The organism is Aquamicrobium sp. LC103 (genome assembly GCF_001014615.2).
Taxonomy (GTDB): domain Bacteria; phylum Pseudomonadota; class Alphaproteobacteria; order Rhizobiales; family Rhizobiaceae; genus LBCQ02.
In genome coordinates this window covers 43,665-61,076 of sequence record NZ_LBCQ02000006.1, presented here as the reverse complement: position 1 = coordinate 61,076, position 17,412 = coordinate 43,665, and the positions used below count along the sequence as shown (strand labels likewise).

Here is a 17,412-nt window from a genome sequence, read left to right as displayed (position 1 = left end):
TTGCGGCGTTCCATGCCCCCCGCCGAGCAGGTTCACGATGCGCTGGAGCGGATTGTCACGAGCGAGACATTTTCTCGTTCCGAGCGAGCGCGCGATCTTTTGCGCTATCTGGTTGAACAACATCAGGCGGGCAATGGCGACAGGCTGAAGGGCTTTTCGATCGCCGTAGACGTGTTCGGCAAGGATTCCGGCTTCGATCCGGCCACCGACGCGGTCGTGCGCGTTCAGGCGAGGCGGCTGCGCGAACTCCTGGAAAACTACTACGAGGCCGAAGGTCGTTCCGAGACCATCCGCATCGCGATCCCGCGCGGGTCCTACGCGCCGGAATATTTCTATGTCGACGTCGACGAGTTCGCCGAGCCCCTGGCATTCGCGGCGGTCGAACCTGCCTCCACTCCGGTTCAGCCGCCTGCCGCGAGCGAGCCGGCCGTTGGCGACGGCGGACAGGTCGTTCGCCAGTTGAAGCTGCTTTCCGCCGCCTTGCTGGTGCTGATCGGCCTGCTCGGCGTCATCGCCTACCAGAACCTGCAGACGCCGGCGGCGAGCACCGAAGCAGCCTCGAACGATCCGGCGCGGAGGGCCGATCGCGTCGCTCTCACCGCTTCCGTCGAGCGCGACCTTTTGCCTGCGGTGTTCCTCGCCACGTCGGAGGAGGACGATGCGACGGAGCGGGTAAGCGCCGCCCTGCGACGCGGCCTCGCCGGCTTCGACACCGTCGAGTTCATCGCCCGTGACTACGATTTCTTCAAGAACGGCTACACGGCGACGATGGATTTCATCTTCACGGTGACGCCGGGCGCGAGCGAGGGGGAGGTGCTGGTCGAACTGCAGAATGCCCAGCGCGGCAGGGCGATCTTCTCCCGAATGATTACGGAAGCCGAGTCCGCTGAAGCCGTGGTCGACGACGAGATCGCCGACGTTCTGACCTCCGTGGTCACGGCGTCGGGATCGATCTACGCCTTCATCGAGGAGGAACATCTGGAGACCGGGCTCACCCGCTGCCTGATGCTCAACGACAGGTATTATCGCGACCAGAAGGCGGATGCGCACCGTCTCGCCTATACCTGTTTCGAAAGGCTGATCGACCAGGACACCAAGTCGCCGCTGGTCTATTCCGAGCTCGCCTCGCTGCACATGGAAACGATCACCGACCGCCACGACTATCCCCCGAACGCCACGGTGAACGAAGCGCTGGAGCTCGCGCGCAAGGCGATCCAGCTCGGCCCGAACAGCCCCTACGCCCATCGCGCCTACGGGCATGTTCTTTCCCGCACCGCGAGCGTCGAGGAATCCCTGCGGTGGGCGCGCAAGGCCTACGAGCTCAACACCTACGACCTCAGCATGGCGGCCGCCTATGCCTCCGGGCTGATCTTTTCCGGCGAGTACCAGCAGGGCATGCCGATCATGCAGCGTGCGGTCACCGCCGCCAGCGCGCACCCGACGTGGTGGGATTATTCGCTCTTCCTGGCCAAGTTCATGCTCTCGGACTACGAGGGTGCGGCTGATGCGGTCTCGCTGCTCGCCACGACGCGCCGCGCGCACTATCTCGCGGCCCAGCTCATCGTCGCCGACGCGCTTGGAAAGAAGGAAGAGGCGGCCGTCCTGCTCGAGGACATCACGGCGAACTATCCGCGCTTCTCGGCGGACCCGGCCGGCTATTTCGAGCGCGGAAAGTACCCGCAGGACTTGATCCGCAAGCTCGTCGACGCCCTTCGCCAGGCCGGCCTCTCCTCGGCAACTTGAACCGTCTCGACACGACCGGTCCTGAAGCCGCGGCGCTTTACCTATGCGGCCCGGCGTGAAATCTTGCCGGCTGGTTGCGATTCTTGCGGAGGAGGAGACATGCAGCAATCGCTATATGCCGTGCAAAAGGGGGAGAGCCCCGCGAAGCTCGTGTTTCTGCACGGTTTCGGGGGAAGCCATCGCGTCTGGCGCGGGCTTCAGGAAGCACTGGCTCCCGAAACGTCGAGCCTCGCCTATGATCTGCCGGGCCATGGCGCGTCGCTCGATTGGCCGGAAGCGGGCCCTGCCAAGATCGCGGTCAAGGCGGTGCTTGCCGATCTCGCCGCCCGTGGGCTCGACCGCGTTCATCTCGTCGGCCATTCGATGGGCGGGGCGATCGCGGCGCTGATGGCCATTTCCGAGCCGGCGCGGATCGCTTCGGCGACTCTACTTTCCCCTGGCGGATTCGGTCCGGAGATCAATGCCCGGCTTCTCGCGCGGTTCGCCGCGGCGCGGGACAAGGAAAGTCTGCGCGCCTGCCTGGAGGGGATGTTCGGCTGGACGTCGCCGGTGCCCGACGAAGCCGTTGGGGCGGCAATGGAAGGCCGTCGCCAGCCGGGTGCCATCGCGATGCTTCGGAAGATCGCGGAAATCATTGCGCCGGGAGGCAGCCAGGGCGAGATCGCGCGCGACCGTCTGGCCGCGCTTGCGATGCCCGTCAGCGTGGTCTGGGGAGGGCTCGACAACGTGTTGCCTGCCAGGCAGTGCCACAACCTGCCCCCCCATTTCGCGCGTCACCTTCTCCCCGATCGCGGCCACATGCTGCCCGACGAGGCGCCCGAGGAAGTGCTGCGCGTGATCCGCCGAAACATAGCGGGTTCCTGATCCCTCGCGGTCTCATGCAACGACAATGGTGCGCAAGCGTTCAATCATCGTGATTTCGCTTTCGGCCTGTGTTAATTGTTGCTTAACCTTGAGCGTCTTCCAGGCCGATCATGGCGTGGATGGTGTTCGGGAAAGTAGCTGAAGCGGCTCTCCGCGTCCCGTTGGGCGCATGCCGCAGTAGGAAGTTGCGTGGAAAGACGCCATGAGTGAGCCAGCCGGTAACAAGACCAACAATGTGACGCGTTCGCTTTCCGAAGCCATTCGGGAAGTGAAGAACGCGACAGCCGACCGCGACGATGTCGTGATCGAGATGCGCGAGGCGCAGCGCATCAGGCTCGAACTTCTGGCGCAGGAGCTCGAACCGGTCTTTGCCGAAGTGCCTTCGGAGGACCAGGGCTTCGACCTCGCCATTTCCTCGGGAGCGCAGCCGAGGCTTTGGATCGACGCGGTCAGCCATGTCACGATGGGCCGTGACCGGCGCACCTACCGCTTCCTGAAGGACACGCGGCTCGGCCGGGTCGTGCTCGCCGAATCGGTGGACATGAAGCCGGTGGCCGATCAGGTGACGCGCTACATCGCCGAGCGGCTCGTGGAGCGCCAGCGTTTCATGGAAGGCGACGTCACGGCGCTTGGAGCGATTCACGAGATGGGCGGCGCCCGCGGCGGCAGGTCGCGGATGTGGGCCGCCTTCTTCCGGGGGTTGGGCATTGCCCTTCTCGGCGCCGTGTTCGGCATCGCGATCACGCTCGCGCTTGCCTGGGACAGGCTGCAACTCGCCTTCTGAGCGTTACCCAAGCCTTTCCGTCGAAATCTCGCTGATGCCTGTGGCGGTATTGGAAAGGCCGCGCCGGGTGAGCTGTATTTCCCAGCGCCCCGGCGCTCCGCCGATATCGAAGAGATTGTATTGGGCGGCGGGCCGCGAGCCGCCCGGCGTCTGACCCGCGGCGGAGACGCCGACGACAGGTATGCGCGTCCCGCCCACGCCGTCGATCCAGTGCGTGGTCGGCAGGTGCGTATGGCCGTGCAGGACCAGGTCCATGCCGTGCCTGAGCGCGACATTCTGGAAGCGCCCGATCCCGAACAGCCGCTTATGCGCCGGTGCCGCGCCGCGCACCGGCGGATGGTGGATCATGACGACCCGAAACAGCGACCGTGCCGCCGCCTCGTCGAGAAGCGTCGCAAGTCGTTTCGACTGGTTCTCGCCGAAGAAGCCGCTCGCCATGAAGGGTGCGGTGGCGCGGGCGGACGAAACGCCGATGAGGGCGAGCGGGCCGCGTACGCGCATGTAGGGAAAGGTGCCGCGCCTGGCGGGCTCCGTCATGCCGTCGCCGAGCATCCAGGGGGCCCAGGCCGCGCAGGTCTTGTCGAGGGCGCGCGGCACGTAGGCGTCGTGATTTCCCGGCACGACCGAGACGTGGTCGGGTTCGCCGAGCGTCTCCAGCCACAACCGCGAAAGCTCGATCTCACCGGGAAGCGACAGGTTCATCAGGTCGCCGGTCGCCGCGATATGATCCGGGCGCGCCGCCTTCATATCGGCAACGATGGAATCTATGACGTCTTCATGGAGGCTGGCGCGTCGGTTGCGACGCCAGTTGATATAGCCGGTTATCCGCTTGGATGCGAGATCGCGATAGGCTAGGTCGGGTAGGGGTCCAAGGTGGATATCGGAAAGATGGGCAAGCCTGAACATCGAACCTCTTTAAGGCAGGCGTCGTTTCGATTCCAGCCGCCGAGGCGAGCCGTATGAGCGCGAGCCCAGGTTCCGGCGTCCGCCGCAACCTTTTGCCGCGGCTGCGCGGCCGTCTGTTCCACCTTTGGTTTCTGCTGAGCCGACCGATGACGCTCGGGGTGCGCGGGGCGGTGTTCGATCGGGAAAGCAATTCCGTGCTGCTGATCAGACACACCTATGTGCCGGGCTGGCAGCTTCCGGGTGGCGGCGTGGAAGCTGGCGAACACATGCTGCAGGCGCTGGAGCGGGAGCTCATGGAGGAGGCGAATATCGAGCTGACGGATGCGCCGGAGCTCAAATCGCTGCATTTCAACCGCCAGGCGAGCCGACGCGACCATGTCGCCCTCTTCCTCGTCACGCAATATCGGCGGCTTGGCGACAAGAAGCCCGACCGCGAGATCGCCGAGGCGGCGTTCTTCCCGCTCGACGCGCTGCCGGAAGGCACCACGCCGGCGACCCTGCGCCGGCTCGCCGAGCTTTTCGGCGGCGAGGTCGCCGGCGCGGAATGGTGAGGCCTCAGGCGGCCTTTTTCAGCCGCGCGCGATCGTGCGTGCGGGCGAAGTCGAGCGCCGGTCCCTTCGGCACGATCCGCGTCGGATTGATGGTGACGTGACTGCCGTAATAGTGCGCCTTGATGTGATGCATGTTGACCGTCTGGGCGACGCCCGGCACCTGATGCAGTTCGCGCAGATAGTTCGACAGGTTGGGATAGTCCTCGATGCGCCGCAGATTGCACTTGAAGTGCGAGTAGTAGACGGCATCGAAGCGGACGAGCGTTGTGAAGAGCCGCCAGTCGGCCTCGGTGATCCGGTCGCCGACGAGATAGCGGCTCTTCGATAGCCGGTCTTCGAGCATGTCCAATGCGGCAAAGAGCTCGTCAAAGGCTTCCTCGTAGGCTTCCTGTGTCGTCGCGAAACCCGCGCGGTAGACGCCGTTGTTGATCGCCGGATAGACCATGTCGTTGACGGTTTCGATCTCGCCGCGCAATTCTCTCGGATAGAAGTCCAGCGACGGATCGCCCCATTCGTCGAAGGCGGAGTTCAGCATCCGGATGATCTCGGCGGATTCGTTGGAGACGATCGTCTCCTCCCGTTTGTCCCAGAGGACGGGCACGGTCACCCGCCCCGAATAGCGCGGGTCGGCCTTGGTGTAGATCTGGTGCAGGAAATCGAGCCCGTAGACCGTGTCGCCGGTGGCGCCTTCGCCGCCGCGGAAGGTCCAGCCGTTTTCGCCCATATAGGGGTGGACGACGGAGACGGAGATCATCTCCTCGAGCCCCTTCAGCGCACGGAAGATCAAGGTGCGGTGCGCCCACGGACAGGCGTAGGAAACGTAAAGGTGGTAGCGGCCGGGCTCGGCCTTGAAGCCGCGCTCGCGGCCGTCGGCGGGCTTGCCGTCGCGCGTGATCCAGTCGCGAAACTGCGACTTGGAGCGCTCGAACTTGCCGCCGGTGCTTTTCGTGTCGTACCAGACGTCTTTCCAGACGCCGTCAACCAGAAGTCCCATGTGCCTGGCTCCTTTCCTCTGCACCTTATCTAGGCCGGAAGGGCGGGAAGCCAAAACGATCTGCGTTGAACAGTTCGTCGCGCGAACGAAAACAGCGATTGCCTGCGTCCCGATTTGGTGGTAGCGGAATTTCCGGTGGCAAGATGCCCCGGAGGAATTGTCCAGATGAAAGTCCGTTTCGAGCGACGACGAATGAGCTGAAGCGCCTTGCCGGCGCTGGCGGTTGCTGCCGCACGTACCATTCTTCCCGTTCAAGACCGGATTTTTCGACAATGAGCCTTGCCGACGTCACTTATGTGCCGGAACTCGCCGCGCACGATCACGAAATCGAAGACATCAACGTCGAGGCCTTCGGGCCGGGACGGTTCGCGCGCGCGGCCTACAAGATCCGCGAAGGCGGCCCGCACCGGCGCGACCTCTCCCTCGTCGCGCTTCACGACGGTAAGGTGATCGCCTCGGTCAGGCTCACGCCGATAGCGGCGGGCGAAGGGAGGGCGTTGCTGCTCGGTCCGCTGGCGGTGCGTCCCGCGTTCAAGAATCTCGGCATCGGCAAACGGCTCGTCGCGATCTCGCTCGACGCCGCGCGGGCTGACGGCGCCGCGCTCGTGGTGCTGGTGGGCGACGGACCCTATTACGGGCCGCTCGGCTTCTCGCGCATTCCCGGCGGCCAGCTTGCCATGCCGCGGCCCGTCGATCCGACACGGCTGCTCGCAGCCGAGCTGAGGCCCGGAGCCCTGGAGGCTTTCAGGGGCGAAGTCGTTCACGCCGACCATGCGCAACCGACCGCGGAAACCGTGGCCGCGCCGGCAGCCGAACCTCTTCCCGAAAAGCTTCGCGCGTAGGCGTATCTCGTAAGGGCGCGTCAGCGGCCCTCGCGATACCACATCGAGCCGAGCGCCATCAGCAACAGGGCAAGTCCGAAGAAGCCGGCGAAAAGCGGCACTCGGCTCACCGCCTTGAGAATGCTGTCGTCGGTGGTGCGCAGCCCGATCCAGTCGCGGCCGGAGGCTTCGCCGTTCGGCCGGATCGGCACGATGCCCGGCACGCTGACGCCGCCGGTCAGCGTGCTCGCGATCCTGCGCACGCTGCCGCCGGTCGCTTCGGCCGCCGGGCGCAGCACCTCGGTGGTCGAGACCGTATCCTGGAATTCCGGCGCGTTGATCGGCCCGACATGGGCGAGCGCGGTGAGGTCGCCATTGCCGATCTGGTAGAGGCCGATTTCGTCGGTCTCGACGCTGCCGGTGAAAAGGCCCGGCTGCGACTGGGACAGCGGTACGTTGAGCGTGTCGCCGGAGGGCGAGATCACCGTCGCCGGGCCGGGATCGTCGCTCATCGTCTGGCGCGCGATCTCCAGCGTCATGCCGCGTCCGTCGGCGGTCAGGCGCTCCTCCTCGAGTTCCGGTTCCTTCATCAGCCAGTGGGCGATGCGGCGGTAGAGCGAGACATGCGGTCCGCCGCCCTCGAAGCCCCGCGCCCAGAGCCAGCCCTGGTCGGAAAGGAACATGCCGACGCGACCCTCGCCCTTGCGGTCGAGCAGCAGCAGGGGCCGGTCGTTGGCGCCCTTCATCACCACTTCGCCTTCCGGATTCTGGATATCGATCTGCCTGAACCAGCGGCTCCATTGCGGCGGTTCGGCGCCGGAGCCTTCCAGCCCGCGCGTCACCGGATGGCGCTGGCCGGTCTCGGTCAGGCGCGGGTAGAACGCTTCCTCGAACACGTTGCCGGTCGGCAGCGCCGGCAGCGCCGCCATCAGCGGGGTGCGCGAGATCGACTGCATGCCGGCATATTCGGGACCCGCGGCGATCAGCAGCGCGCCGCCGTTTTCGACATATTCGGCGATGTAGTCGTAATAGAGGATCGGCAGCACGTCGCGGTGCTGGTAGCGATCGAAGATGATCAGGTCGAAATCGTTGATACGCTCGACGAAGAGCTCGCGCGTCGGAAAGGCGATGAGCGACAATTCGTTGATCGGCGTGCCGTCCTGCTTTTCCGGCGGACGCAGGATGGTGAAGTGGACGAGATCGACCGATGCGTCGGACTTGAGAAGGTTGCGCCAGGTGCGCTCGCCGGCGTGTGGTTCGCCCGAAACCAGCAGCACGCGCAGGTTCTCGCGAATGCCGTCGAGGACGGCGATGGTGCGATTGTTGGTGTCGGTGAGTTCGCCGGGCTGCGTCTCGATCGCCAGCTCGACGATGTTCTTGCCCGCGTTCGGTATGACGAGCTGCAGCGGCGTTTCCTCGCCGATCAGGGCGCGTTCGACCGAGACCTGCTCGCCGTTCACCAGCACGCGCACGTCAACCATGCCGCTCTCGTCGTCGGTCGAGATGACGCGGTAGGTCAGGTCGACCGGCTTGCCGACGATGCCGAAGCGCGGCGCCCGCTCGAAGCGTATGCGGCGATCGCGCTCGTCCTCGTCGCCGGTGACCAGGGCATGAAGCGGCGCATTGATGCCGGCGCCGTTGGCGGGAACGTCGTGCACCTGACCGTCGGTGACCATTATCGCGCCGGCGACGCGCGACGGCGGCACGTCGCGGAACGCGCTGTCGAGCGAGCCGAAGAGACGTGTCTGCGTGCGGTCGTCGGCGGCGTCCGCACGGCCGGCTTCCACCATGCGCACCTCGAACTGGTCGAAGCGGCCGAGCCTCGCCCGCAACTCCTCCACCGCTCGATCGGTGATGGCGGTGCGGTCGCCGATATCCTGGCTCTGGCTGCGGTCGACGACGAGGGCGACGACGCTCTTCAGCGGCTCGCGCTCCTCGTCGAGCAGCACCGGATTGAGGAGCGCGACCGCGAGCGCCGCGAAGGCGGCAAGGCGGAAGAGCGCCCCGCGCTGGCGCAGCACGAGGCCGAGGATGACCAGCGCCGCCACCGGCAACAGAACGGCAATCGTCCATATCCACGGCAGGAAGGGCTCGAAGCTCAGCGACCAGTTCATGCGGCGCACCTCCGGGCGAGGGGGGCTTGCTCGAGAAAAGCGCTGGAATGGATCATCGTCACTGCCCCAGCCGCTCGAGCAGGACCGGCACGTGGACCTGATCGGATTTGTAGTTGCCGGTCAGCATGTACATCATGATGTTGACACCGCCGCGCATCGCATAGACCCGCTGCATCGGATCCGAAGGCACGGTCGGCAGCAGCGGATTGCCGCTCGAATCGATCGCCCAGGCGCCGGCGAAATCATTGGCGGTGATCATGATCGGCGACACGCCGTCGCCCGTGCGGACCGGCCGGCTCTCGGTGTTGGCGGCGTCGAGCGAGGCCTCCACCCAGAGCGGGCTGCCATTATAGCGGCCGGGAAATTCCGGCATGATGAAGAAGGCCTTGGTGAGCACGTGGTCGTCCGGCACCGGCTCGAGCGGCGGAACGTTCATGTTCGCCAGTATGTCGCGCAGGCGGTTGTTCGACGCACTGGTCGAATTCGCGTCGAAACCGGTCGAGTACTGGTCGCGCGTGTCGAAGAGCACGGTGCCGCCCTGTTGCATGTAGGCGTCGACGCGGGCAAGCGCCGCCTCGGACGGCATCGGGCCGTCCGGATCGATCGGCCAATAGACCAAGGGATAGAAGGCGAGCTCGTCGCTCTCGATGTCGACGCCGGCCGGCTCGCCCGGCTCCAGCGCGGTCTTTTCGATGAGGAAGCGCGACAGGCCCTGGATGCCGGCGCGGCTTATGGAATCGATCGACGAATTGCCGGTGACGACATAGGCGATCCGCGTCTGCGATATTGCCTCGACGGCTTCGGCGTCGCCGGGTTTGGCGTCCTGTGCGGATGCATTGCCGGTGCCGGCGAGAAGCAGGCCGCCGGCGACCATTGCGGCGGCGATCGTTCCGGCCGCCGCCGTCTTGCTTGCCGTTGCCCGCCGGCGGCGCGAGAAGGCGCCGCCCATCCAGAACACCGCCAGCGTGTCGAGCACCATCAGCGCGAGCGCGGCGGCGAAGAGAGACCCTTTCAGGTCGACCGATTCGTCGAAGGCATAGCGGGCCTGGGTCACGGGCAGCGCCGTTTCCGGTCTCGCGATCGGCGTGAATTCGGCATCAGGTTTGAGCAGATTGTGCGCCACGACACCTTCCTCGGTTCCGTAGAGGCCCGGCGGGTTCTCGATCGTCACCGGCACATCGGTCGAGCCGGCGGCGAGCGGGCGGGCATCCGGCGGCGGCGGCACGAGCTGGCCGTCGGCGGCGATCATGCGATAGGGCGCGAGCGAAGCCGCCGCGCCTTCGCCGGATGCGTCGATGCGGCCCTGATTGCGCGAAAGCTGTACGATGCGCCTCAGCATCTCCACAAACGTTCCGGAGATCGGAAGGTTCGACCATGTCGCTTCGGGCGTTATGTGGAAGAGGACGAGCGTGCCGTCGCCGCGCCGCGCGCCGGTGACGAGCGGTGTGCCGTCAGCGAGGTTCGCCCAGGTGCGCTCGACGATATCGGAACTCGGCTCGGCGAGTATCTGGCGCGTCACCGTCACTTCCGAAGGCGGCGTCAGGTCGGAGAATGGGCTGCCGTCCGGGAACGGCGCGACCGGCTGCGGCTCGGTCCAGGAAAGCGTGCCGCCGAGCGCGCGCTCGCCGAGGCGCAGGCGCACGGGCAGCAGCTCGTCGTCGTTCTCCGCCGCGGCCAGCCGCGATCCGGCGAATCGGACAAGCGTGCCGCCCTCGTTCATCCATTCGATCAGCCGCTCACGCGCCGTGTCCGGCAGCGTCCCGACATCGGCCATGACGATCATGGCGGGCCGCTGCTCGAGGATCTGCGGAATCGCTTCGCCGAGATCCTGGCTGGACGGCTCCACCAGGTCGGCAAAGGGTTCCAGCGCGCGGCGAATGTAGTAGAGCGGCGACAGCAGCGGCTGCGCCTGGTCGGCCTCGGCCTGCGAGATCAGGCCGACGCGGCGGCGCTTCGAATTTTCGTCGAGCACCCGGATCGCGGCGGCCTGGTTCTCGCCGTCGATGGTGATTGCCGAGAAGTCGTTGCGCAACTCAAAAGGCACACGGATTTCGCCGGTTGCCGCCGTCTCGCCCATGGCGAAGCTGACGGTCGTCTCCGCTATCCGCCGGCCGCGATCGTCCAGGGCGGCGGCATTCGCCTCCCGCGGCGCCGGATCGCCCGGGGCGCGGATCACGTCGAAGGTGAAGGCGTCGGGCAGGTTCTCGCTCGCCGTGATGCCGAGCATCGGCAGCCGGTCCGGCGCGATCCAGACCAGATTGCCGGCATTCTCCCCCAGAAGCTGGGCGAAAGCCGCCTCGTCGCCGGGTGCCTCGAGCCCGTCGCTGAGCACGGCGACGCTCGCGCCTGGAAATTCCCGCAGCGCCTCGGCAACGCGCCCGAAGGCGGCGGGCCGGTCGGTCGGCACCGGCTTCGGCTCGGCCGCGTTCAGCCGGTCGCGCGCCGCATTGGCGTCGAACGGGCCGATTTCCGTGTTCGGCTTCTCTGCCGTGAAGGTGAGGATCACCGGCACGGAATTGCCGCTCGCGTCCTCGATGAGCCGGTCGGCGGTCGCGACCCGCATGTCCCAGTCCCGAGCGGAAGCCCAGCCATTGTCGACGACGATGGCGACGGCGCTGCCGCCGGCGGGCGTCGCCTCGCGCGGGTTCAGCACGGGTTCGGCCAGCGCGAAGATGATGAGCGCCGCCATCAATAGCCTGAGCAGCGTCAGCCACCAGGGACTTTGATGCGGCGTCTCCTCCCTCTTCAGGACCCGGGCAAGGATGCGCAGCGGCGGGAACACCTCGGTCTGCGGCTTCGGCGGGGTCAGCCGCAGGAGCCACCATATGACCGGCAGCGCCAGCAGGCCGACGAGGATCGCGGGGAAGCCGAAGGAGAGGGGAAGCCAACCCATCAGCGCCCTCCGTGCCCTATGTCCGCCGTCATCGCCATGTGCACCTTCACCAGCGCTTCCGAAGCCTGCCGGTCGGTATGGTTGACGGTGTAGCTCCAGCCGAGCTTGCCGCAATGAGAGGCAAGCTCTTCACGGCGCGCCGTATAGAGCCTGCGATAGTCGTCGCTCAGCGTTTCAGCTCGGCCCGCGGTCAGCTTCTCGCCGGTCTCCGGGTCGGTGAATTCGGTGCGGCCGGCATAGGGGAAGGTTTCCTCCGCCGGGTCGGCGATCTCGATCAGATGCCCGCGCACGCCGCGGCGCGCCAGCGGGTCGAGCCAGGCAAGCGTCTCCTCGACCGGATCGAGGAAATCGCTGGCGATGACGATGTCGCTGAAACGGCGCAGTCCGGCAAGCTCGGGCCTTGGCGGAAGTGCCGCGGCATGGGCGAGATGCGAGGCGAGGCGCTCGGCGCCGTTGCGCGCGGTGAAGGGATCGGTGAGCCCCGGCCAGGCGATGCGCTCGCCGCTGCGCGACAAAAGCTCGGCGAGCGCGAGGATCAGCACCAGTGCGCGCGATTCCTTGGCGACATGCGCTGCCTGCGACTTGTACAGCATGGAAGGCGAGGGGTCGGCCCACAGCCATACCGTATGGGCGGCTTCCCACTCGCGGTCGCGCACGTAGATGTGGTCGTCGCGGGCCGAGCGGCGCCAGTCGATGCGCGACATCGCCTCGCCGTCGACATAGGGGCGGAACTGCCAGAAATTCTCGCCGATCCCGCGCTTGCGCCGCCCGTGCCAGCCGGCGATCACCGTGTTGACGACGCGGCGGGCCTCCACCAGCAGGTCGGGCACAAGCGAGGCGCGCAGCCTGGCGCGCGCAAGGGCGTCGCGCGAGGCAACGGGTGCGGAGGCCTCGCCGACCCTCGCCATCAGCCGGCCGCTTTCACCAGACGCGCGACCACGTCGCGCACCGTCATGCCTTCGGCCCTCGCCGCGAAGGTCAGCGCCATGCGATGCTGCAGCACCGGCTCGGCGAGCGCATATACGTCGTCGACCGAGGGGGCGAGGCGCCCGTCATAGAGCGCGCGGGCGCGGGCGCAGAGCGTCAGCGCCTGGCTGGCGCGGGGGCCGGGTCCCCAGGAAACATGCCTGTCGGTTTCGTCATTGCCCTGGCCCGGACGGGCCGAGCGGACGAGCGCCAGGATCGCCTCGACCACACTCTCCGGCACCGGCATGCGGCGGATGAGCTTCTGGACGGCGCGCAGCCGCTCGGCCGTCAGCACGCTCTCGGGCTTCGCCTCGTCGACGCCGGTTGTTTCCAGAAGGATGCGGCGCTCTGCGGAAAGCTCGGGGTAGAGGATGTCGATCTGCATCAGGAAACGGTCGAGCTGCGCCTCGGGGAGGGGGTAGGTGCCTTCCTGTTCCAGCGGATTCTGGGTCGCGAGCACATGGAACGGCGCCGGCAGGTCGTGGCGCTGCCCGGCCACGGTGACGTGGTATTCCTGCATCGACTGGAGCAGGGCGGATTGCGTGCGCGGCGAGGCGCGGTTGATCTCGTCCGCCATCAGGAGCTGCGCGAAGATCGGGCCGGGGATGAAGCGGAAGGAACGCTTGCCCTTCTCGTCCTGCTCCATCACCTCGGAGCCGAGAATGTCGGAGGGCATCAGGTCGGGCGTGAACTGGATGCGCCGGCCATCGAGGCCGAGGACCACGCCGAGCGTTTCGACGAGCTTGGTCTTGGCGAGACCCGGCACGCCGACGAGCAGCGCGTGGCCGCCAGCCAGAATCGCCACCAACGTGCGCTCGATGACGCTTTCCTGCCCGAAGATGACCTTGCCGACTGCATCCTTGATCCGGGAGATATCGGCGAGCGCCTTTTCGGCTTCCGCGATCATCTCGGCTTCGCTGAGGGCGGGCTCCTTGATCATCACGCTCATGCCATCGGAATCCTTCATGTTGCGGAAGCTGACGCGTCGGATGCCAAATCGGGCAATGCTTCCGGCAGTGATTCGCATCTTGGCGATGCGGGTACTTCCAACTTAAATCACCCGATATGGCTGACAAGCCGAACAACAGTGACTATTTCGTGACGATGGACGAACGCACAGGAAACGACAAAGGCGCTCTGGCGCGGGCTTCCGATGCCGGTGGGCTCGAGGCGCTGATCGGCCGCGCGGCCCGCGCCGGCAAGGGATTGCCGCCGGTGGAGCGCTGGAATCCCGACTTCTGCGGCGATCTCGACATGGAGATCAAAGCCGACGGCACCTGGTTCTACATGTGCACGCCGATCGGCAGAATGCCGCTTGTCCAGCTCTTCTCGACCGTGCTGCGCAAGGACGGGGACGGCAAAACCTATCTCGTCACGCCCGTCGAGAAGGTCGGCATCCGCGTCGAGGACGCGCATTTCGTCGCCGTTGAGGTCGACGCGCGCGGCGAGGGCGAGGAGCGCGTGCTCACCTTCCGCACCAATGTCGGCGACGTGGTCGAGGCGGGGCCGGACAATCCGCTGCGCTTCGTCGACGAGGACGACACCGACGGCCTGAAACCCTATCTTCTCGTGCGCGGCCGGCTGGAGGCGCTTGTTTCCCGCGCGGTGATGTACGAACTGGCGGAACTCGGCGAGGAAATCGAACTGGGCGGGACGCCGATGTTCGCGTTGCGCTCCAAGGGCGCGGCATTCCCGATCATGCCGATGGCGGAACTCGAACGGCTGAGCAGGTGAATATGGATATAGCGACACGCCGTCATTTTTCCGCCGAGGATTTTCGCAGCCGGGCGGAGCGCGAGCAGGCGCCGCACACGGATGCCGATTATGGCGACCACAGCCTCAACCCCGACTTGCGGCACCTCATCGTGCGCGAGGGGCTACGCGACGCCGCCGTGCTGATCCCGGTCGTGGATCACGGCGAGGAGGCGAGCGTCATTCTCACCAAACGCACGGAGAAGCTGCGTCGTCACTCGGGTCAGATCGCCTTTCCGGGCGGAGCGATCGACGCCACCGATCCGACGCCGGAGTTCGCCGCCCTGCGCGAGACGGAGGAGGAGATCGGCCTCGGTCCCGAATTCGTCGAGGTGATCGGCCGCATGCCGGACTACATCACCGGCAGCGGCTTTCGCATCGCGCCCGTGCTTTCCATCGTCAGGCCGGGCTTCGTCCTCACCATCAACGAAGACGAGGTGGACGACGCCTTCGAGGTTCCGCTCTCCTTCCTGATGGATCCGGCGAACCACAGCCGCGACAGCAGGATATGGCAGGAAAAGGAGCGCTTCTTCTACGCCATGCCGTTCGGCGACAGGCATATCTGGGGCGTAACGGCCGGCATCATCCGCACGCTCTACGAAAGGCTTTACGCGTGAGCGCCGTTTCAATCGCCGGAAAGGCGGACTGGCTCGGAGACGAAGCCCTGCAGCGGCTCCTGGCCGCGCTTTCCGCGGACGGCGAGGAGGCGCGGATTGCCGGCGGCGCGGTGCGCAACGCGCTCCTCGGCATGCCGGTGACGGATATCGACATCGCGACGACCACCGTGCCGGACGAGACGGAACGGCGCGCCCAGGCCGCCGGCTTCAGAACCGTTCCCACCGGCAAGGAGCACGGAACGGTCACCGTCATCGCCGATGGCCGGCCCCATGAGGTGACCACGCTGCGGGCCGATGTCGAGACCGACGGGCGGCATGCCAGGGTCGTCTTCGGGCGCGACTGGAAACGCGACGCCGAAAGGCGCGATTTCACCATCAATGGGCTCTATGCCGATGCCGACGGTACGGTGGTGGACCTCGTCGGCGGCATCGCCGATCTGGAGGCACGCAACCTCCGCTTCATCGGTGACGCCGAAACCCGCATCCGCGAAGACTATCTACGTATCCTGCGCTTCTTCCGCTTCTTCGCCTGGTACGGTTCCGGCAGGCCGGATGCGGAAGGCATCAAGGCCTGCGCAAGGCTGAAGGGCGATCTCGGCCGGCTTTCCGCCGAGCGCGTCTGGTCGGAGCTGAAGAAACTGCTTTCGGCGCCCGATCCCTCGCGCGCCCTGCTCTGGATGCGGCAGACGGGGGTTTTGACGGCGGTTCTTCCTGAAAGCGAAAAATGGGGCATCGATGCCATCCACGGGCTCGTCTCCGCCGAGCGCGATCTCGGCTGGGCGGTGGATCCGATGCTTAGGCTCGAAGCGATCGTGCCGCCCGATCCCGTCCGCATGAAGGCGCTGGCGGAGCGGCTGAAGCTTTCCAATGCCGAGGCTGCGAGGCTCGAAAGCTGGGCCTTCGCGCCGCCGCCTGAGCACGGCATGGGCGAGGGCGTCTTCGCCAGGCTGCTCTATCATGCCGATCTCCGGGGCGTGGAGGACAGGCTGCTGCTCTCGCTCGCCAGCGCGCGGACACGGGCTGTGCACGAGAACGCGGCGCTTGCCGAGGCAGGTGGCTATTCGCGGCTGCTGAAATATCTTGCGGGTTGGAAACGGCCGGAATTTCCCGTCAAGGGAGGCGACCTTCTGGAACTGGGCGCGCCCGCCGGCAAGGCACTCGGCGACACGCTCAGGAAGCTCGAAAGCGAATGGGTGGAAGGCGGTTTTCGCGACGACCGCGGCGCGCTGCTTCGACGCGCCGCCGAACTGTTGAAAGAGAGTTCCGCTTAGGCAGCGTCGCGCTTGTTCTCGATGCGGGAGCGGATGGCTTCCACCATCGTCTCGCGAATGATGGTTTCGCCGTGGGTCTCGCGCATGTGCTCGATCGCGCGGCGCATGACCTCTGCTTCTTCCTGGTGGCGCGTGTGCCAGTCACAGCCGGGGACGAGCGTTCCGCAATGGAATTCCTTCATCGTGCTTCTCCTTTGTCCGTTCTGGGCACGGGTGGGGAGGATAACACGGAATCGGCCAGCATGGTTGCAGAAATCGCCTGTTTTTGCGCGGCAAAGGGCTGCGGCCGGCCCTCCATCCGGGCCAGCCATTCGGCCGCGATGCGTGCGTCCTCCTCGCCGATGCCGTGGCCCGAACGGATGGTGCGCGCGTCGACCTCGGCGCCGCACTGACGAAGCATCGATTCAAGTTTCGGCGCGAAAGGCGCGTAAAGCTTGTCCTTTTCCCCGACGATCGTCAGGAAGCTCGAATCCGTCAGATCCACCGTTTTCGTCTCCGACAGCACCGGCATCGGACGCAGCAGCACCGCCTGCTGGACGAGATCGGGATAGATCTGCGTCAACGCGGCGATGAGGTTCGCGCCGTTCGAATAACCGAGGAAGGTCGCTTCCGACAGGTCGAGATCGTGCTTGTCGGCGATACGGTCGAGAAACGTCGCGAAGGCCTTCGCCTCGGAGCGGATGTCCTTCTGGTCGAATTCGGTGGGCGTCAGGCGCGCATACCAGCGCTTGACGCCGTTCTGCACCACTCGGCCGCGAATGCCGAGCAGGGTCGCGTTTGGCGCGATCTTGGAGGCCAGCGACACCAGCGTCGTCTCGTCGCCGCCCGAGCCATGCATCAGGATCATCGTGCGGCCGCTCGGATGGTCCGGCTCGTAGAAGCGGTGGATGAATTCGCTTTCGCGGTTGATGATCTCCTTCATCGCCGGCAGTGCCGTCGATGCCGCGAGAACGGCGTTCGTCGCGGCCATGTCGGACGCATGGGCCGGTGCGGCAAGCGAAAGGAGGACGAGAGCGGATGCGAAGCGGAAGCGCGGTCTGGTGTTCATGCCGCAATCCTGATGGTTAAAGGTTTACTCATGCTTAGCGGACGGTTAACGCTGCGGCAGCCCCGAGCCTGCCGTTCGGTCGCCCGCT

Annotated in this window: 16 protein-coding genes; 8 read left to right on the top strand and 8 right to left on the bottom strand. The window is 66.2% G+C overall.

The features are described from left to right. From XW59_RS12920 to XW59_RS12910, 3 genes are all read left to right on the top strand, one after another. Window positions 1-1,743, top strand: coding sequence for a hypothetical protein (locus XW59_RS12920; protein WP_047146019.1), 1,743 nt, complete (start codon window positions 1-3; stop codon window positions 1,741-1,743). A 99-nt stretch (window positions 1,744-1,842) separates the two neighbouring features. Then, window positions 1,843-2,607 carry an alpha/beta fold hydrolase gene (locus XW59_RS12915; protein ID WP_047145767.1) on the top strand — a complete coding sequence of 255 codons (765 nt, stop codon included), beginning with the start codon at window positions 1,843-1,845 and terminating at the stop codon, window positions 2,605-2,607. A gap of 202 nt (window positions 2,608-2,809) precedes the next feature. Then, the gene (locus XW59_RS12910; protein WP_047145766.1) at window positions 2,810-3,391 is read left to right on the top strand and encodes a hypothetical protein; all 582 of its coding nucleotides are present in this window, start codon (window positions 2,810-2,812) and stop codon (window positions 3,389-3,391) included. Between the two features lie 3 nt (window positions 3,392-3,394). On the opposite strand, the gene XW59_RS12905 is transcribed toward XW59_RS12910, so the two are convergent. Next, window positions 3,395-4,297 (bottom strand): metallophosphoesterase, encoded by a 903-nt coding sequence (locus XW59_RS12905; RefSeq protein WP_137327021.1) that lies wholly within the window; start codon window positions 4,295-4,297, stop codon window positions 3,395-3,397. A gap of 53 nt (window positions 4,298-4,350) precedes the next feature. Between XW59_RS12905 and XW59_RS12900 the strand changes: the two genes are divergently transcribed. After that, complete coding sequence (locus XW59_RS12900) at window positions 4,351-4,848, top strand: NUDIX domain-containing protein (RefSeq protein WP_047145764.1); 498 nt, start codon at window positions 4,351-4,353, stop codon at window positions 4,846-4,848. 4 nt (window positions 4,849-4,852) lie between these two features. Here XW59_RS12900 and XW59_RS12895 read toward each other — a convergent pair whose 3' ends face one another. Then, window positions 4,853-5,842 (bottom strand): glutathione S-transferase family protein, encoded by a 990-nt coding sequence (locus XW59_RS12895; RefSeq protein WP_047145763.1) that lies wholly within the window; start codon window positions 5,840-5,842, stop codon window positions 4,853-4,855. Window positions 5,843-6,114: 272 nt separating this feature from the next. Here XW59_RS12895 and XW59_RS12890 point away from each other — a divergent pair, with 272 nt between their 5' ends. Next, the gene (locus tag XW59_RS12890) at window positions 6,115-6,684 is read left to right on the top strand and encodes an N-acetyltransferase (protein WP_047145762.1); all 570 of its coding nucleotides are present in this window, start codon (window positions 6,115-6,117) and stop codon (window positions 6,682-6,684) included. A gap of 20 nt (window positions 6,685-6,704) precedes the next feature. Here the strand turns inward: XW59_RS12890 and XW59_RS12885 are convergent, their stop codons facing one another. Genes XW59_RS12885 through XW59_RS12870 form a run of 4 tightly spaced genes read right to left on the bottom strand, consistent with a single transcriptional unit; the run spans window position 6,705 to window position 13,585 of the window. Beyond that, the gene (locus XW59_RS12885; protein WP_047145761.1) at window positions 6,705-8,777 is read right to left on the bottom strand and encodes a membrane protein; all 2,073 of its coding nucleotides are present in this window, start codon (window positions 8,775-8,777) and stop codon (window positions 6,705-6,707) included. 58 nt (window positions 8,778-8,835) lie between these two features. Beyond that, complete coding sequence (locus XW59_RS12880) at window positions 8,836-11,670, bottom strand: DUF4159 domain-containing protein (protein WP_047145760.1); 2,835 nt, start codon at window positions 11,668-11,670, stop codon at window positions 8,836-8,838. Further along, a complete protein-coding gene (locus XW59_RS12875; protein WP_047145759.1) occupies window positions 11,670-12,578 on the bottom strand; it encodes a DUF58 domain-containing protein in 909 nt (302 codons plus the stop codon). Before XW59_RS12875 ends, XW59_RS12880 begins: the two co-directional genes overlap by 1 nt. Continuing rightward, window positions 12,578-13,585 (bottom strand): MoxR family ATPase, encoded by a 1,008-nt coding sequence (locus tag XW59_RS12870; protein WP_047146018.1) that lies wholly within the window; start codon window positions 13,583-13,585, stop codon window positions 12,578-12,580. Before XW59_RS12870 ends, XW59_RS12875 begins: the two co-directional genes overlap by 1 nt. Before the next feature lie 155 nt (window positions 13,586-13,740). On the opposite strand from XW59_RS12870, the gene XW59_RS12865 reads away from it, so the two are divergent. From XW59_RS12865 to XW59_RS12855, 3 genes are read left to right on the top strand one after another with little or no spacing between them, the layout of a single operon-like run. Further along, window positions 13,741-14,370, top strand: a complete 630-nt coding sequence (locus tag XW59_RS12865) for a DUF1285 domain-containing protein (protein ID WP_047146017.1) — start codon at window positions 13,741-13,743, stop codon at window positions 14,368-14,370. Window positions 14,371-14,372: 2 nt separating this feature from the next. Next, on the top strand, window positions 14,373-15,005 hold the full coding sequence (locus XW59_RS12860; protein ID WP_047145758.1) for a CoA pyrophosphatase: 633 nt from the start codon (window positions 14,373-14,375) through the stop codon (window positions 15,003-15,005). Next, complete coding sequence (locus XW59_RS12855) at window positions 15,002-16,276, top strand: CCA tRNA nucleotidyltransferase (RefSeq protein ID WP_047145757.1); 1,275 nt, start codon at window positions 15,002-15,004, stop codon at window positions 16,274-16,276. The genes XW59_RS12860 and XW59_RS12855 overlap by 4 nt, the downstream gene beginning before the upstream one ends. Here the strand turns inward: XW59_RS12855 and XW59_RS12850 are convergent. Together XW59_RS12850 and XW59_RS12845 are read right to left on the bottom strand one after the other, a co-directional pair. Continuing rightward, window positions 16,273-16,458, bottom strand: coding sequence for a DUF1059 domain-containing protein (locus tag XW59_RS12850; RefSeq protein ID WP_047146016.1), 186 nt, complete (start codon window positions 16,456-16,458; stop codon window positions 16,273-16,275). The genes XW59_RS12855 and XW59_RS12850 overlap by 4 nt on opposite strands. Further along, the gene (locus XW59_RS12845) at window positions 16,455-17,324 is read right to left on the bottom strand and encodes an alpha/beta hydrolase (RefSeq protein WP_052958151.1); all 870 of its coding nucleotides are present in this window, start codon (window positions 17,322-17,324) and stop codon (window positions 16,455-16,457) included. The genes XW59_RS12850 and XW59_RS12845 overlap by 4 nt, the downstream gene beginning before the upstream one ends. Between the last annotated feature and the right edge of the window lie 88 nt (window positions 17,325-17,412).

Coding starts and splice junctions, on each gene's coding strand:
- XW59_RS12910 (WP_047145766.1), top strand. CDS start 2,810: ATGAGTGAGCCAGCCGGTAACAAGACCAACAATGTGACGCGTTCGCTT.
- XW59_RS12870 (WP_047146018.1), bottom strand. CDS start 13,585: ATGAGCGTGATGATCAAGGAGCCCGCCCTCAGCGAAGCCGAGATGATC.
- XW59_RS12915 (WP_047145767.1), top strand. CDS start 1,843: ATGCAGCAATCGCTATATGCCGTGCAAAAGGGGGAGAGCCCCGCGAAG.
- XW59_RS12850 (WP_047146016.1), bottom strand. CDS start 16,458: ATGAAGGAATTCCATTGCGGAACGCTCGTCCCCGGCTGTGACTGGCAC.
- XW59_RS12895 (WP_047145763.1), bottom strand. CDS start 5,842: ATGGGACTTCTGGTTGACGGCGTCTGGAAAGACGTCTGGTACGACACG.
- XW59_RS12875 (WP_047145759.1), bottom strand. CDS start 12,578: ATGGCGAGGGTCGGCGAGGCCTCCGCACCCGTTGCCTCGCGCGACGCC.
- XW59_RS12885 (WP_047145761.1), bottom strand. CDS start 8,777: ATGAACTGGTCGCTGAGCTTCGAGCCCTTCCTGCCGTGGATATGGACG.
- XW59_RS12865 (WP_047146017.1), top strand. CDS start 13,741: ATGGACGAACGCACAGGAAACGACAAAGGCGCTCTGGCGCGGGCTTCC.
- XW59_RS12880 (WP_047145760.1), bottom strand. CDS start 11,670: ATGGGTTGGCTTCCCCTCTCCTTCGGCTTCCCCGCGATCCTCGTCGGC.
- XW59_RS12860 (WP_047145758.1), top strand. CDS start 14,373: ATGGATATAGCGACACGCCGTCATTTTTCCGCCGAGGATTTTCGCAGC.
- XW59_RS12900 (WP_047145764.1), top strand. CDS start 4,351: ATGAGCGCGAGCCCAGGTTCCGGCGTCCGCCGCAACCTTTTGCCGCGG.
- XW59_RS12905 (WP_137327021.1), bottom strand. CDS start 4,297: ATGTTCAGGCTTGCCCATCTTTCCGATATCCACCTTGGACCCCTACCC.
- XW59_RS12890 (WP_047145762.1), top strand. CDS start 6,115: ATGAGCCTTGCCGACGTCACTTATGTGCCGGAACTCGCCGCGCACGAT.
- XW59_RS12845 (WP_052958151.1), bottom strand. CDS start 17,324: ATGAACACCAGACCGCGCTTCCGCTTCGCATCCGCTCTCGTCCTCCTT.